Below are 15,035 nucleotides of genomic sequence, written 5' to 3'. Positions count from 1 at the left end.
AACTAATACTTTAATATGAAATAGATAGGAAATGGCTTGAAAATAAGCAGAGCATAGAGGCAAAAAAGCGCTATACCAAATAACCGGTTATAGCGCTTTAAAATAACTAATAGCGAAAAATTAAATAATAATTAGCTGACCATCTAATGCACCCGCATCTTTTAGCGCTTCTAAAATAGACATTAAATCGCCTGGTGCAATACCAACCTGGTTAACGGCACGGATCAAATCATCAAGCGTCGCACCAGCATCCAGTTTAAACATGCGCGCATCTTCCTGTGTCACATTAATTGTCGACTTATTGGTGACCACTGTTTCACCATTGGCAAACGGATTCGGCTGTGAGACTTCTTGGGTTTCGTTAATGGTCACCGTCAATCCACCATGGGTGATCGCTGCCGGTTTAAGCTGTACATTTTGACCGATTACAATCGTACCAGTACGTGAGTTAACAATAATTTTGGCCGATTCATCGGCCATTTTTAATTCAAGGTTTTCTAATGTGGCTAAATAAGCCACTCGCTGCGAAATATCACGCGGGGCAAGCACACGTACTGATGTCGCATCCATGGGATAAGCAGTATTAGGACCAACAAGGTTATTGATTGAATCAGCAAGACGCTTGGCGTTAGAGAAGTCACCACGATGTAAGTTGAATGTCAGGTAATCGCCATCACCAAATGGATTCGCAATTTCTTTTTCAACAATAGCACCACTACTAATACGACCAACAGTTGGGGTATTAATCGTCACTTTAGAGCCATCTCGGCCTTCGACACCGAGACCACCAACAACCAGACTACCTTGTGCTAACGCATACACTTGGCCATCAGCACCTTTTAGAAAAGTTTGTAGTAGTAAACCGCCACGTAAACTTTTTGCTTCACCGATAGCGGCAACAGTCACATCGATAGTTTGACCCGGTTTGGTAAATGCCGGTAATACCGCACTCACCGCAACAGGCGCAACATTTTTAATCTTAACCTTTGCACCTTCAGGCATGGTAATACCGAAATTATTCAGCATTGTTTTAAAACTTTGTTCTGAGAACGCGTTACTTTTTTCCCCCGTGCCAGGTAAACCAACCACTAGGCCATAACCAATTAATTGGTTATCTCGGACGCCTTGCACTGAGCTAATATCTTTAATACGTGCCGCATGTGCAGAATTAATAGTGAGCACAAAAAAGCTTAATAAGACAATACTCATAGCGAGTAGTATGTTTTGTTGTAACTTAATAGGAATTGATAATTTCATCTAGATAACCTGTGTTATAAGAATTGTCATTATTTTAGTTGACAATGTTCCACTGCCAAAATTATGACAACCGCTAAATAATGTGCGTTATATAGCTAAAAGCAATTGTCATACCAAGATGTAATTTACACACAGGGCCTGGATATATCATACCCAGACGTCATTTAGATATGCTTTTTTAGAAAGGCCATTTATTGCCATTAAGGAATTGCGTTGCCCAACCTTGCACTTGAGCCTTGCCTAAATCATCAATGGCGCCATATTGAATACGTGCATTAGCAATCAATGACGAATCCACTTTATTTTCAGCATCTACGTCTTGTGGGCGCAATAAGCCAGTAAGACGAATAAATTCATTACCATTATTCAACATCAGCCATTTTTCACCACGAATAACCAAGTTATTATTTGGTAAAACACGCACAACAGTCACCGAGATATTACCCTCCAAGCTGTTACTTTGATCGGCCGAGCCATTACCTGAAAAAGAGCTAGTTTGATTCAAACTGCCTTCAATTGTATAACCACCAATAACGACATCTTGGCCGCCAAGGCTGATCGGGTCTAATTCAAACGAATTATCTTTACCTAGATTAGAGCTGGCTTGTTTTTTGGCGCTGGTTGATTCTGTTAACGTCACGGTAATAATATCACCGACTCGACGTGCTTTAATGTCCGAGAAAATATTATTATTGTATTGCGGGTTAAATAACGATCCCGTTACTTTCGCTTGTACTGGGTTATCATCAGGTACAATTGGCGCATAGTCAGGTGAATCTTGCTGTGGTGTTTCATTCACATCCGCAGGCTCGTCAACATCTTCAGTTTTGGTGGCATCCGCATTTTTAGCGACCACATTTTCTTTTACTTTAACTAAAGATGTACAACCAGCAAGTTGCATAAGAACAAAAACAGCAAAGATAAAATTACGCATGACGACTCTCGATGATAATAGTGAACGGTTAACTGTTAGTAGCTACGTTATAGCTGTTGATTGGTGTAACTTAACATTTCATCAACCGCTGATATTACTTTTGAATTCATTTCGTAAACACGCTGACTTTCAATCAAGTTTACTAACTCTTCCGTCACATTTACATTGGATGTTTCAATAGCGCCCTGTACTAATTTACCCAGACCTTCATTACTTGGTAACCCCTGCACAGGATCACCACTCGCACCCGTTTGAATAAACATGTTTTGTCCAATCGGCTGTAAACCACCTGGATTAACAAAATCAGAAATATTCATCTGCCCAACCGTTTGATTGTTAGTTTGACCTGGTAGACTGACTGAGATCTCACCATCTTCCGATACTGTAATGGTCTGGGCATCGGCGGGAATTTGGATCTGCGGTTGTAATGGATAACCCGTACCCGGAGTAACAATAATACCCTCATCATTTAAGGTAAATTGACCGTTACGAGTATATGACGTGGTACCATCAGGCATTTCAATTTCGAAAAAACCTCGGCCACTGACCATTAAATCCAGAGAGTTATCAGTGGTGAGCATGTTACCTTGCGAGTGATCTTTTTGGGTAGCTACAACACGTGCACCAGAGCCAACCATTAAACCGGAAGGTAATTTAGTATTTTGCGATGATTGACCACCCGGCTGATTAACCGCTTGATACAGTAAATCTTCAAAAATTGCGCGTTCTTTCTTAAAACCAACCGTGCTGGCATTGGCCAAGTTATTTGAGATGGTTGAAATGTTTGTCTGCTGTGCTTCTAAGCCAGTTTTACTGATCCATAATGCTGGATTCATAACGCTTTCCTCGTCAAATTTATACTGTTTGTGGGCTCATCAATGAAAATTAACTCACACGTAATAGCGTGTCTGATGCTTTGTCATTTTCTTCTGCTGTTTTCATCATTTTTATCTGCATCTCAAATTGACGTTGCAAATTAATCATTCCGGTGAGTTCACCAACAGCACTTACATTACTGGTTTCTAATGCACCACCTGCTACTTGGACATTCAAATCGGCGACCGCTGGCGTACCATCGGCTTTTCGAAACATACCATCGTAGCCTTTAACTAAATTTCGTACATCTGGATTAACCAATTTTAGTTGGTCAACTTCTTCCAATGCATTTGCCGGAGCCCCTTGCGGACGGATCTCAATACGACCATCGGCATGGATTTGGATTTGTTCAATCGGTGTCGGGATCACGATCGGACCATTTTCACCAATAACAGGACGACCCGATGATGTTAATAATTCACCGGTAGGACTCATATGTAAACTGCCACTGCGGGTATAGCTTTCTTGGTTTTTATCATCAAGTACACTCAACCAACCGTCACCTTGGATTGCAACATCCAACGCATTACCAGTTTGTTGCAGTGCACCACCGGTAAAATCTTGCCCCGGACTTTCAGTAATAGAAAATACCCGTGTTGGCAGACCTTCACCAAAAGCTTGCATTGAACGCGCTTGTTCAAAGTCAGATTTAAAACCATGTGTATTCACATTGGCGATATTATTGGCACGAACAGCCAATGCATTCATATTTTCTTTGGCACCCGACATCGAGATATAAAGCATATTGTCCATTCGTCAATCCTCTGTCACTTTTGGTTGGAATCGTTAATTACCGGTCTAATACCAGTGATAAAGCAATTAAAGTGCCAAAATGAAAAAGCCACCCTAAATAGGATGGCTTTTTATCAAAATAGCTATTACTGCGATTGTTTAAATAATGCTTACATCCGCTTATTATATGGCTTAATCGCCCATTAGATTAACGGATCTGTAATACCGTATCTTGCAGTTTAGAATTCACTTCTAATGTTCTTGAGTTAGCTTGATAGTTACGTTGTGCCGTAATTAAGTCAACCAGCTCGCTAGTCAAGTTTACGTTAGACTGCTCTAAGGCTGATGAGTTAATCTTACCAAACGTACCTGAATTGGGTTTACCGGCAATAGCATCACCTGATAGCTGTGATTGACGCCAGCCAGTGTCACCAGTTTGGCTTAAACCTTGCTCATTGGCAAATTTAGCCATAGCAACCATGCCCAGTTTATCATTACGACCATTACTGTAACTAGCCACAACCATACCTTCAGGACCAATATCAATACCTGTTAATCGACCAACTGTCGCACCATCTTGCTCTAATTTTGAGACTTCAAATGAAGAAGCAAACTGGGTAGGGTTATTAAAATTTAAATTAACGGTCTGCGTAGTATCCGCACCATTTGTTAAGATCGCACCAAGTGCAACAGTTTGCGCTGCGACGGGTGTTTGTAATTGTAATAAACCTGATGAATCAAACGTTAAACGTGTTGCACTCGGTTTTGCCGGGGCACCAGGTGCTGCCGCAATCGCTTGACCACCGACCACGTCAAGTGGCTTATCATCCACATAGTTAAATTCTAGCCAAGAGTTTGCTGGCGCACCCGCTGAACCATCTTTGACATAATAAGTAGATAAGGTATGTGATTCGCCAAGTGAATCATAGATAGAAACCGAGGTCGCTGAAGTGAACGTGGCACTATCTGTAGGGTCAAAGCTCGTTGGATCTAATCCTGGTGACGTCGCCGGTAAATTCATGGTCATATCAACGTTTCCTGTTTTTTCAGGCACACCCGCTGTATCGGGAATTTGCAGCGGTTTTGTTGACGCCATACTCACGGCTTTTGGAGACCCATCATCATTGACATCATAAACTTGCAGGTAGTTACCCGCCGAATTGGTCACAAAACTATTCGAATCAAGCTTGAATGCACCAGCACGCGTATAGTTACGGTCCATTGTTTCAAGGCCATCTGACATAACAAAAAATCCGTTACCGTTAATCGCTAAATCAAGCGAGTTTTCAGTAAAATTTAAGCTACCTTGCTGGAATTGCTGAGCAACGTGTGCAGTTGCAACACCATTACCTACCGATGTTTTAGCATTTGAGAAAATCGATGTTGCATAAACATCACCAAATTCAGCGCGAGACTCTTTAAAACCTGTAGTGTTAACGTTAGCAATGTTATTTGCCGTTGTATTAAGGTCTTTCTGAGCAGCGTTGATCCCACTCAAGGCGATGTTAAATGACATAAGACTTCCTTATTCGATAAATTTAATTAGTTTTATTTGCAGCAACTTCTGTTGCTTGGCTCAGTGGCAAACTACCCATACCTTTCAAGTTCAGCATAATACCGGCACCGGTATTACCAATGTTAACGCTTTCAACATGCTGGAAACTCGAGATCTTCAGGTCTTGTGCATTGCCGTCGATTGACGCTGATGCCTTCAAGCGGTAACTTCCTTCCGCCACTTTATTGCCGTTCATATCAGTACCGTCCCAATCAAAGGCAACAGTACCACTTTCTTGTTCACCCATATCGATGACTTTAACGACTTCACCAACTTGGTTGGCGATTTGTAAACGCATATTAGGTGCATTCTGAGGTAAATCAATACGACCAGATACATTCTCACCAGCAGATAGAAATGCCGATGATGCCGGTGCCAACACCTTGCTGCCCACTAAGCTCGACGCTTGCAGTGCTTGGTTCGAGCTCATGATGGTATTTAATTGCTCAAACTTACTGTCCATTTTAGAAATACCATCGGCGGTGGTAAATGACGCCATTTGCGCCACCATTTCCGAGTTTTCTACCGGTTTGAACGGGTCTTGATAAGCCAGTTCTTGTGTTAGTAATGAGAAGAAATCTTCTTGGCCGAGCTCTTTGCGGGTAGTTTCTGCCGCCTGCTCTGCCGCATCCTTTTTTTCCGTTTTAAACTGACTGCTAAAGTCAGCTATGTTATTGCTATTATTAATTGTCGTCACAACCAAATACCTCTATTAACCTTGACCTAACGTTAATGTCTTATTTAACATTTGTTTAGCAGATTCAGCTATTTGCACGTTAGTCTGGTATGAACGAGATGCGCTAATCATGTTTGCCATCTCTTCCATTACGTTTACATTCGGACGATATACATAACCATTTTCGTCCGCTAAAGGATGATTAGGATTAAATTCATTCACTAATGGTGCATCACTCTCTACAATCCCTGCAACATTCACGCCAACTGCTTCATTTTGAGCAGCATTTGCTTGATCTAATTGCGCTTGAAAGATTGGATAGCGTGCTTTATAGGTTTCACCAGCACTACTACTCACACTATTTGCGTTAGCAAGATTACTGGCTGTGGTATTTAACCGTACCGATTGTGCACTCATTGCCGATCCGGCAACGTCAAAGACTCGAAATAAACTCATAATTATTGTCCTTTAATTGCCTTGCGCATAGTTTGAATTTTGCTGCTTAAGAAAGACAGTGACGCCTGATACTCCATGCTATTTTCCATAAAACTAGCACGTTCAGTTTGTACATCAACGCTATTACCGTCACCGGTATCGGGTTGGTTAGGCACTCTAAATTGCACATCAGACGCAATACCTCTGCCGCCTGATATATGACGCTCACTGGTTTTTGATAAATTAAACTTAGTACCTTGGGTAGCGCTTGCTAGCGCATCTTTAAAGCTTAAATCTTTGGCTTTAAAACCTGGCGTGTCAGCATTGGCAATATTACTCGCTAGCACTTCGGCGCGTCGTTCTCTTACGCCGACAGAGTATTGGTGTATACCTAATGCATTATCAAAATTAATAGCCATGAGCGTCTCCTAAACATTTATATCGTAATCAATCACATGATAATTACGATGATAGAAATGATAAAAGCAACATATATGCCACAATTATAACTAGTGAATGTATATTATCAAAAACAGAAGGTTAAAGTTTTATTTAAATTAAAAAACAATAGCTTAACCAACTATTATTTAAATTAAAAATAATGTGAAAAATAAACTAAAACAAGGGGGGACAATAGAGAGTAGAAATGAAAGGTTGAAAAAACAGATTTTTGACGCTAAATAATGATCAACACCGCGAATAAATGAACATCCATGTTCACACACTAACTCGCCGTAAAATAGGCTATTTTAGCTTATATACAATGCCAGGATTACAACGAACCATTTCAAACTTATCGGTTAAGCCAGTTAACGATTCAGAAGCACCCAAGAATAAATAGCCGCCTGGTTTTAATGAGGCTGCAAATTGATTCAGGATCTGACTTTTAATCTTTGGTGAAAAGTAAATCAGTACGTTACGACAAAAGATAATGTCAAACTTACCTAACAAAGCGTAACTTTCTAACAAATTAATTTCACGAAATGAAGTGTGTTGTTGAACTTCACGGTTCACCTTCATTTTATCATCAGGTAATGCAGTGAAAAACTGACGTTTACGCTCCGGAGACAAGCCACGACCAAGTGCCAAGCGATCATAAACCCCTTCTTTACAGTGCTTAATCATGGTCGGAGAAATATCAGTACCGACAATTTGCACGTTAGGCTTCACTAAACGTTTTAGTTTTTCTTGTGTTTCAATTGCAGACATCGCAATTGAAAATGCTTCTTGGCCAGACGACGATGCCGCTGACCAAATTTTTACCGACTGACCTTTATTGATAAACTCAGGTAAGATCTTAGCTTGTAAATATTCAAATGGATAAACATCACGAAACCATAGTGTTTCATTGGTAGTCATCGCATCAATAACATCATTACGTAAATCACGCGCTAACATAGTCATCGATTTTTGTACTAGCTCAGTTAAACTTGTCATCTTATGTTTCGCTAATAACGGCAATAAACGACTTTTAACTAAATATTGTTTATTTTGCCCTAATACAATACCGCACTGAATCTCAAGAAATTCACTAAAACGGGTATAGACTTCATTTGACAATGTTTGCACTATTTTTTACTCAACTTTCTCTATAAAAATATATGTATTCAATATTACAGTTCACCTAGCTCGGGTCTGCTGCTTTTACCGCTTTTAATACCGCACTAGCAAGTTCATCAGGATTAAATTTAGCAATAAAGTCATTCGCACCTACTTTAGTTACCATTGCCTGATTAAACACACCACTTAATGATGTATGCAAAATAATGTATAAATCATTTAATGACTTATCGTTCCTGACTTCTGCAGTTAAGGTATAGCCATCCATCTCTGGCATCTCTATATCCGAGATCATTAACGCGACTTGATTCGTAATTTGACCGTCAACGGCCATTTCGCGTAATTTATTTAAGCCATCGCGACCATCTTTGGCTAATACGATCTTAAAACCAAGATCAGAGACCGCCTTCTTAATCTGATTACGTGCCACACTTGAATCGTCCACAACCAAAATTACTTTCTCAATCGCTTTCTTATCAATTTTCGTTGCTCCCTCTAGTACAGCCTCACTAACGTCCATGCTTACGGGTGCAACTTCATGCAGAATTTTTTCTACATCAAGCACTTCAACTAATTCGTTATCAACTTCAGTAACCGCAGTTAAATAGCTAAAGCGACCAGTGCCTTTTGGCGGTGGTAAAATTGATTCCCAATTAATATTAATAATACGTTCAACACTTGATACTAAAAAGCCCTGCACTGAGCGGTTGTATTCCGAAATAATAATAAACGCTTTGCTCAAATCCTCAATAGGACGACCACCCGTAGCTAAACTTAAGTCAATTACCGAGATTGTATTACCACGTATATGTGCAACACCGCGTACAACACTATTAAGCTTAGGTAAAATAGTTAATGGCGGACATTGCAGTACTTCTTTTACTTTAAATACATTGATACCAAAACGCTGACGCCCGTTTAAGCGGAACATAAGTAGTTCTAGACGGTTCTGTCCTACCAACTGTGTGCGCTGATTGACCGTATCGAGTAATCCTGCCATTATCCATCCCCAGGTAAATGTAACTTATTATCAACGTGGCTTAAATATTGCTTACCACTATATTATTTAATTCAATTGAGAGTCTACGCGATAAAGCAGTCAAAAATTTGGCTTTTAAATTACTTTATACGCAGTCTTTCATCTTATATCGGCTTAGAAACCTAAATGCTTAAATATATTTTCTCGTTGCTGCTGTTCTATTGCTTTAGTGTCATAAGTTATACCCCACTTGCCTATGCAACAACGGATAAACATCAAGCGCTTGAGAAGTTTGCGGAATCTTTTATCAAAGCGCAACTAATTAGCACTGAAAATGAAAGAGTAAGCATAGAAGTAAGCAAAATTGACCGCAGGATAACAGTAACTCAGTGTGAAGGTAATATCTCGGCAGTGTTAGTAGGCAATAAAAGCTTAAAACGCACGGCAACAGTTCGAATTCGTTGTGATGACGCTGAGAATTGGCAGGTTCATGTTCCAGTAAAGATAATTCGACTAGTTCCGGTTGTCGTAAGCAACCGGCCTTTATCAAAAGGCAGCCTATTAACTAAAAACAATACTAAAATAGAATATATGAACCGAGTATTATTACGCTCGGGTTATATTTCTGATTTAGCCTTTGTAAATAGAGCTCGCCTAAAAAGACAACTCGCGGGAGAGCAAATGATCTCAACACGGGATATTTGTCTTGTGTGTAAAGGTGAAAGCGTTACAATTACCAGTTCAGTGGGAAATTTGACTGTAAAAACGGGTGGTTTAGCCTTGTCTAACGGTATTCTTGGTGAGAAAATCAATGTACGTAACAGCAAATCGAAACGAATCGTTTCAGGCATTGTCCAAGCAGCTGGCGTAATTCAAATAAACTATTAAATTATGCTAAAGTTTTATTATCATGAGTCGATAATATTTTAGTACACCTGTTTACTATTCAATAGGTAAAAAAATGGCCATAAATTTAACCAATTTAAATAGTCGTAGTCTCCAGCTTGATCAAGCGAGAAGCACGCAGCAGAAAGCCAACGTAAATAGTGGTAACTCAGCTCAAACTTCACCGCGACGAGTAGCACAAGGTGACTCGGTTAATATAACATCACAAGCCAAAAATTTGACCGCTATGGAACATGATTTAGCTCAAGGTACACCGGTTAATGAGTCAAAAGTCGAAAGTTTGAAAAAAGCCATTGCTGATGGTAGCTATCAAGTAGATGCTAATAAATTAGCAAAGAACATGTCTAACTTCGAATCTTTACTCTCTTAACCAGTGCACTATAAATACAAATGACAGCATTGACAGAATTGCTTGCTCTACAAGCATCTTATGTAGAACAACTACAGGCTCTATTAACTGCTGAAAAATCAGCGTTAGAGTCACGCGATGTCACAGCCCTAGAAAAGCTCAGTCAAGATAAGCAACAGAGAATAATCCAGATTGCCGAGCTTGATGTCAAAATTAGCCAGCATGCGGATGCTGCAGCATTACTTTCTACCTATCTACCACAAAAGCAACAAATTGAAGCCGAGCTCACCCAATGCCAAGAATTGAATGATGTGAATGGCAAGCTCATTGAGCTCAATTTACGCAATACCAAACGACTGACCGATACAATTATCCGTAGTCGCTCACGTAACAATATTACTTATGACAAGTTAGGCCGTACTCGCGGTTCGTTTTCAACACTTGGCATGACGTTTAAATCGTAATAACCTCGGGCATAGCAGTAACCCCTCTTAATATTTTTTATTAACGATCTCTATTCATAATCCGATTAACAGACCGTCACATTAATTGCTAAACCACCTTTCGATGTTTCTTTGTATTTATTCTTCATATCATCACCAGTGGCTTTCATGGTCTTAATCACCTGATCAAGTGATACCTTGTGATCGCCAGTGCCCATACGCGCCATACGCGAGGCGTTTATGGCTTGCACAGCGCCAATCGCATTACGTTCAATGCAAGGGATCTGAACCAACCCCGCAACTGGGTCGCAGGTTAATCCCAAGTTATGCTCCATGCCAATCTCAGCGGCGTGTTCGATTTGCTCTAACGTGCCGCCGCGAATAGCGGTTAACCCCGCGGCCGCCATTGAACAAGCGACACCTACTTCACCTTGACAGCCCACTTCCGCGCCAGAAATAGAGGCATTTTTCTTATACAGAGTGCCAATCGCTGCACAGGTCAACAAATACGTTTTTATTTTATCTTCCGTTAACGGACTGACAAATTGATCATAAAAATACATCACCGCAGGAATAATACCCGCAGCGCCATTGGTCGGCGCTGTGACGACCTGCCCCCCAGCAGCATTCTCTTCATTCACCGCCATCGCGTACATATTAACAAAATCCATCCCATGGAAAGTATCATCCTTTGCTTCCGGTGCTTGTAACTTTTCAAACAAGCCTGGCGCTCGGCGGCGAACGTTTAATCCCCCCGGTAGAATACCTTCATTACGGCAGCCACGATGAATACAATCCACCATAACGTGGTAAAGTTGTAATAATTTTTCATCGATAACCGCATCGGAATTTAATTGGCGTTCATTTTCATACATCAATTTAGCGATCGATAAACCATGTAAACGGCATGTGGCAAGTAGTTCATCTGCGCTATCAAATTTATATTTAGGCGGGGTCTTCGCATTTTCTTCCAGTGGCTGCTCAATATGTTCATGATCAAGAATAAAACCACCACCAATCGAATAATAGGTTTTTGTGAGCACAATTTCATCGCTGCTAAGTGCCGTTATCGTCATCGCATTACTGTGATAAGACAAGGTTTTATGCTGATGTAATATAATGTTCTCGGCCCGATTAAAAGGCACAAAACCAATATCACTAATAGTAAGTCCTTGTTGCTGCTCTATCTGTTTTAATATTAACGCCACTTGTTCTGAATCTATCTTGTCCGGCTCATGTCCGGCTAACCCTAGAGTAACCGCAATATCACTGCCATGGCCAAGCCCTGTTTGCCCTAACGAACCAAATAGTGCAGCATTAATACCTAAAATAGGTTGTCGATTATCGAGTGCTTTTAGGTGTTGTAAAAAATCAAACGCTGCGCGCATAGGGCCGACGGTATGTGAGCTCGATGGCCCAATACCAATACTGAACATATCAAAAGTACTGATCATAAAATGCTCCCTAATTAATGAATACTCGTTACTGTAGGTATAGCACATGATTTTTGATGCAAGTTTCTTACTATTTTGAAAAAATATTACGACTATAATTAGTTATAATCTTACATATTCTCTGCTTTTAAAATCAGCATTTACATTATGTTTATGCTACTTAAGCACCTTTGACTGTAATAAAGTCACAAAAATCGCTTAAACGATGCTAAAAATGAGGAAAAAATGTAATAATAGTTCGACTTAGTTCATATTTTTTACATAATTGACGTAATAAATATTCAGTAAGGTTTATAATGCCGCTATAGATTTGCATTTATCTTAATCACTTTCATCATGCGCCCATTGCGGAGCTTGCCAGGAAAATATCATGAGTATGCTCGAAAAAATTATCCAAAATTTAGAAATATTCAGTAAGTCTGAGAAAAAGGTTGCTGATGTTATTCTAGAATCTCCGCAATCTGCTATTCATTCAAGTATTGCGACGCTTGCCAAGGTCGCAGATGTAAGTGAACCAACAGTAAACCGTTTTTGCCGTCGTTTAGATACTAAAGGCTACCCTGATTTTAAATTACACTTAGCACAAAGCTTAGCTAACGGTACCCCTTACGTAAACAGAAATGTAGAGGCCAACGACGGTCCAGAAGTTTATACACAAAAGATTTTTGAAACGACAATCGCCCACTTAGATGCTGCAAAAAATAGCTTGGATCCAGAAGTCATTAATAAAGCGGTTGATCTGCTTATTCAATCGAAACAGATCTCGTTCTTTGGTTTAGGGGCTTCTGCATCTGTTGCCCGTGACGCTGAAAATAAATTTTTCCGCTTTAACGTACCTGTTATTTGTTTTGATGACATCATGATGCAACGCATGAGCGTAATTAACAGTACTGAAGACTCAGTGGTGGTATTGTTCTCACACACAGGCCGTACTAAGAGTATGGTCGATGTCGCTAAACTAGCACGAGAAAATGATGCCATTGTTATTGGTATCACAGCACAAAATTCACCGTTAGCTGAATATTCAAATTTAGTTATCTCACTTGATGTGATGGAAGATACCGACGTATATATGCCAATGGCATCACGTGTAGCCCAGTTAGTCCTTGTCGATGTACTCGCAACCGGTTTTACATTACGTCGAGGAGATAAATTCCGCGAGAACTTGAAAAAAGTGAAATCGGCAATCAAAGATTCACGCTTTAACAAAATAGATTAATATAAAAATGGCCACAGTTTGTGGCCATTTTTATATCCCCTATCAATAAAATCAATCATCTCATTATTCATATGGAGTCATTATGTTACGTCGTACTAAAATTGTAACCACCTTAGGTCCAGCAACAGATCGTGATAATAATCTAGAAAAAATTATTCTTGCTGGTGCCAATATGGTACGTATGAACTTTTCTCACGGTAACGCCGAAGACCATATCAAACGTGCGGAAGACGTACGTGCGATAGCCAAAAAACATAACAAACACGTGGCTATTTTAGGTGATCTTCAAGGCCCTAAAATTCGTGTATCTAAATTCGCTGAAGGTAAAATTCATTTAAACCTTGGTGACAAATTCTGTCTAGATGCAACATTTGATAAAACCGCTGGTAATAACCAATGCGTGAGTATCGATTATCCAGAACTGGCAAGTGATGTATTCGCCGGTGATGTACTGCTACTTGACGATGGTCGCGTACAATTAAAAGTAATCGAAATTAACGGCCAGCAGATCCACACTGAAGTAACAGTGGCGGGTCCATTATCAAATAATAAAGGCATCAATAAGCAAGGCGGCGGACTATCAGCTGAAGCGCTAACAGATAAAGACAAAGCAGACATTATTACAGCGGCAAAAATTGACGTTGATTTTGTTGCGGTATCTTTTCCACGTAATGGCAGCGATATCAATTATGCGCGTGAATTGGTGCGTGCTGCAGGTTCAAATGCAAAAATCTGTGCCAAAGTAGAACGTGCAGAAACTGTTGCAACAAAAGAAAGCATGAAAGAGATCATCCTAGCCTCTGATGCAATCATGGTTGCACGTGGCGATTTAGGCGTTGAGATTGGCGATGCAGCATTAGTTGGTGTTCAGAAATCGTTGATCAACTTATCACGTAAGTATAACCGTGTGGTTATTACGGCAACACAGATGATGGAATCAATGATCACCAGCCCAATGCCAACCCGTGCCGAAGTCATGGACGTGGCAAATGCGGTACTTGATGGTACAGATGCCGTAATGCTGTCTGCAGAGACTGCTGCCGGTGATTTCCCAGTAGAGACTGTTAAGGCTATGGCCGAAGTATGTTTAGGCGCAGAAACGCACCCAAGCATCAATGTATCGAATCACCGTATTGATTACACTTTCGATTCAATCGAAGAAACGATTGCGATGTCGACGATGTATGCAGCGAACCACCTTACCGGTGTTAAAGCGATTGTGGCATTAAGTGAGTCAGGTACAACACCATTATTAATGTCACGCATTAGTTCTGGCTTACCAATTTTCTCACTGTCTCCACATCAGAAGACCCTAAACGCAACAGCATTATACCGTGGTGTAACACCATTACAGTTTAATACTGAAGGGCTAAGCCAAGAGCAAATCGTTGAAGGTACTTACGCGGTACTTAAAGAGACTGGCCAAGTTAAAGCAGGTGACATCATCTTGCTAACGTTAGGTGATAAAATGGATACAATTGGTTCAACCAATACCAGCAAGATCCTAACGGTAAAATAAGTCGATTTATCTACAAGTTTAACTTTTTAATTTAGTTAGCTTGTAGAAAATAAACAGACATAAAAAAACCGAGGCTATTATAATATAGCCTCGGTTTTTTATTCTTTATTAAAAATCTAACCCTTAAGCTAGATTTTTAAC

16 protein-coding genes are annotated in these 15,035 nt (G+C 40.2%); 5 read left to right on the top strand and 11 right to left on the bottom strand.

Annotation, left to right across the window (positions count from 1 at the left end):
* Positions 1-120: 120 nt before the first annotated feature.
* From QNK26_RS18610 to QNK26_RS18565, 10 genes are all read right to left on the bottom strand, one after another.
* The gene (locus QNK26_RS18610) at positions 121-1,257 is read right to left on the bottom strand and encodes a flagellar basal body P-ring protein FlgI (RefSeq protein WP_319225627.1); all 1,137 of its coding nucleotides are present in this window, start codon (positions 1,255-1,257) and stop codon (positions 121-123) included.
* Between the two features lie 178 nt (positions 1,258-1,435).
* Positions 1,436-2,191, bottom strand: coding sequence for a flagellar basal body L-ring protein FlgH (locus QNK26_RS18605; RefSeq protein WP_319225626.1), 756 nt, complete (start codon positions 2,189-2,191; stop codon positions 1,436-1,438).
* Between the two features lie 47 nt (positions 2,192-2,238).
* Positions 2,239-3,027, bottom strand: a complete 789-nt coding sequence (flgG, locus tag QNK26_RS18600) for a flagellar basal-body rod protein FlgG (protein ID WP_319225625.1) — start codon at positions 3,025-3,027, stop codon at positions 2,239-2,241.
* Between the two features lie 49 nt (positions 3,028-3,076).
* Entirely contained in the window at positions 3,077-3,820 is a 744-nt protein-coding gene (flgF, locus tag QNK26_RS18595) for a flagellar basal-body rod protein FlgF (RefSeq protein WP_319225624.1), read from the bottom strand.
* Between the two features lie 187 nt (positions 3,821-4,007).
* Positions 4,008-5,315, bottom strand: coding sequence for a flagellar hook protein FlgE (flgE, locus tag QNK26_RS18590; protein WP_319225623.1), 1,308 nt, complete (start codon positions 5,313-5,315; stop codon positions 4,008-4,010).
* Between the two features lie 22 nt (positions 5,316-5,337).
* Complete coding sequence (locus tag QNK26_RS18585; protein ID WP_319225621.1) at positions 5,338-6,051, bottom strand: flagellar hook assembly protein FlgD; 714 nt, start codon at positions 6,049-6,051, stop codon at positions 5,338-5,340.
* Positions 6,052-6,066: 15 nt separating this feature from the next.
* Entirely contained in the window at positions 6,067-6,486 is a 420-nt protein-coding gene (gene flgC, locus QNK26_RS18580) for a flagellar basal body rod protein FlgC (protein WP_319225620.1), read from the bottom strand.
* Between the two features lie 2 nt (positions 6,487-6,488).
* Positions 6,489-6,884, bottom strand: a complete 396-nt coding sequence (gene flgB / locus QNK26_RS18575) for a flagellar basal body rod protein FlgB (protein ID WP_319225618.1) — start codon at positions 6,882-6,884, stop codon at positions 6,489-6,491.
* A 325-nt stretch (positions 6,885-7,209) separates the two neighbouring features.
* Positions 7,210-8,034, bottom strand: coding sequence for a protein-glutamate O-methyltransferase CheR (locus QNK26_RS18570; protein WP_319225617.1), 825 nt, complete (start codon positions 8,032-8,034; stop codon positions 7,210-7,212).
* A gap of 55 nt (positions 8,035-8,089) precedes the next feature.
* Positions 8,090-9,025, bottom strand: a complete 936-nt coding sequence (locus QNK26_RS18565; RefSeq protein ID WP_319225616.1) for a chemotaxis protein CheV — start codon at positions 9,023-9,025, stop codon at positions 8,090-8,092.
* Positions 9,026-9,190: 165 nt separating this feature from the next.
* Between QNK26_RS18565 and flgA the strand changes: the two genes are divergently transcribed.
* The 3 genes from flgA (at position 9,191) to QNK26_RS18550 (ending at position 10,723) form a co-directional block, all read left to right on the top strand.
* On the top strand, positions 9,191-9,892 hold the full coding sequence (flgA, locus tag QNK26_RS18560; RefSeq protein WP_319225614.1) for a flagellar basal body P-ring formation chaperone FlgA: 702 nt from the start codon (positions 9,191-9,193) through the stop codon (positions 9,890-9,892).
* Positions 9,893-9,965: 73 nt separating this feature from the next.
* Positions 9,966-10,280 (top strand): flagellar biosynthesis anti-sigma factor FlgM, encoded by a 315-nt coding sequence (gene flgM, locus QNK26_RS18555; RefSeq protein WP_319225612.1) that lies wholly within the window; start codon positions 9,966-9,968, stop codon positions 10,278-10,280.
* A 20-nt stretch (positions 10,281-10,300) separates the two neighbouring features.
* Positions 10,301-10,723 carry a flagellar protein FlgN gene (locus tag QNK26_RS18550; protein ID WP_319225610.1) on the top strand — a complete coding sequence of 141 codons (423 nt, stop codon included), beginning with the start codon at positions 10,301-10,303 and terminating at the stop codon, positions 10,721-10,723.
* A 65-nt stretch (positions 10,724-10,788) separates the two neighbouring features.
* Here the strand turns inward: QNK26_RS18550 and QNK26_RS18545 are convergent, their stop codons facing one another.
* Positions 10,789-12,156 carry an L-serine ammonia-lyase gene (locus QNK26_RS18545; protein ID WP_319225608.1) on the bottom strand — a complete coding sequence of 456 codons (1,368 nt, stop codon included), beginning with the start codon at positions 12,154-12,156 and terminating at the stop codon, positions 10,789-10,791.
* 370 nt (positions 12,157-12,526) lie between these two features.
* Between QNK26_RS18545 and QNK26_RS18540 the strand changes: the two genes are divergently transcribed.
* Complete coding sequence (locus QNK26_RS18540) at positions 12,527-13,375, top strand: MurR/RpiR family transcriptional regulator (protein ID WP_319225606.1); 849 nt, start codon at positions 12,527-12,529, stop codon at positions 13,373-13,375.
* Between the two features lie 82 nt (positions 13,376-13,457).
* The gene (pyk, locus tag QNK26_RS18535) at positions 13,458-14,894 is read left to right on the top strand and encodes a pyruvate kinase (protein WP_319225605.1); all 1,437 of its coding nucleotides are present in this window, start codon (positions 13,458-13,460) and stop codon (positions 14,892-14,894) included.
* The last annotated feature ends 141 nt before the right edge of the window (positions 14,895-15,035 follow it).

Source organism: Moritella sp. (genome assembly GCF_033791185.1).
Lineage (GTDB): Bacteria > Pseudomonadota > Gammaproteobacteria > Enterobacterales > Moritellaceae > Moritella.
The sequence above is the reverse complement of the archived record's forward strand: the minus strand, read 5'-3'. Positions and strand labels throughout refer to the sequence as shown.

Bases quoted from the DNA above. Each gene is read 5' to 3' on its own strand.
- QNK26_RS18610 (WP_319225627.1), bottom strand. From the start codon at position 1,257: ATGAAATTATCAATTCCTATTAAGTTACAACAAAACATACTACTCGCT.
- QNK26_RS18605 (WP_319225626.1), bottom strand. From the start codon at position 2,191: ATGCGTAATTTTATCTTTGCTGTTTTTGTTCTTATGCAACTTGCTGGT.
- flgG (WP_319225625.1), bottom strand. From the start codon at position 3,027: ATGAATCCAGCATTATGGATCAGTAAAACTGGCTTAGAAGCACAGCAG.
- flgF (WP_319225624.1), bottom strand. From the start codon at position 3,820: ATGGACAATATGCTTTATATCTCGATGTCGGGTGCCAAAGAAAATATG.
- flgE (WP_319225623.1), bottom strand. From the start codon at position 5,315: ATGTCATTTAACATCGCCTTGAGTGGGATCAACGCTGCTCAGAAAGAC.
- flgC (WP_319225620.1), bottom strand. From the start codon at position 6,486: ATGAGTTTATTTCGAGTCTTTGACGTTGCCGGATCGGCAATGAGTGCA.
- flgB (WP_319225618.1), bottom strand. From the start codon at position 6,884: ATGGCTATTAATTTTGATAATGCATTAGGTATACACCAATACTCTGTC.
- QNK26_RS18565 (WP_319225616.1), bottom strand. From the start codon at position 9,025: ATGGCAGGATTACTCGATACGGTCAATCAGCGCACACAGTTGGTAGGA.
- flgA (WP_319225614.1), top strand. From the start codon at position 9,191: ATGCTTAAATATATTTTCTCGTTGCTGCTGTTCTATTGCTTTAGTGTC.
- flgM (WP_319225612.1), top strand. From the start codon at position 9,966: ATGGCCATAAATTTAACCAATTTAAATAGTCGTAGTCTCCAGCTTGAT.
- QNK26_RS18550 (WP_319225610.1), top strand. From the start codon at position 10,301: ATGACAGCATTGACAGAATTGCTTGCTCTACAAGCATCTTATGTAGAA.
- QNK26_RS18545 (WP_319225608.1), bottom strand. From the start codon at position 12,156: ATGATCAGTACTTTTGATATGTTCAGTATTGGTATTGGGCCATCGAGC.
- QNK26_RS18540 (WP_319225606.1), top strand. From the start codon at position 12,527: ATGAGTATGCTCGAAAAAATTATCCAAAATTTAGAAATATTCAGTAAG.
- pyk (WP_319225605.1), top strand. From the start codon at position 13,458: ATGTTACGTCGTACTAAAATTGTAACCACCTTAGGTCCAGCAACAGAT.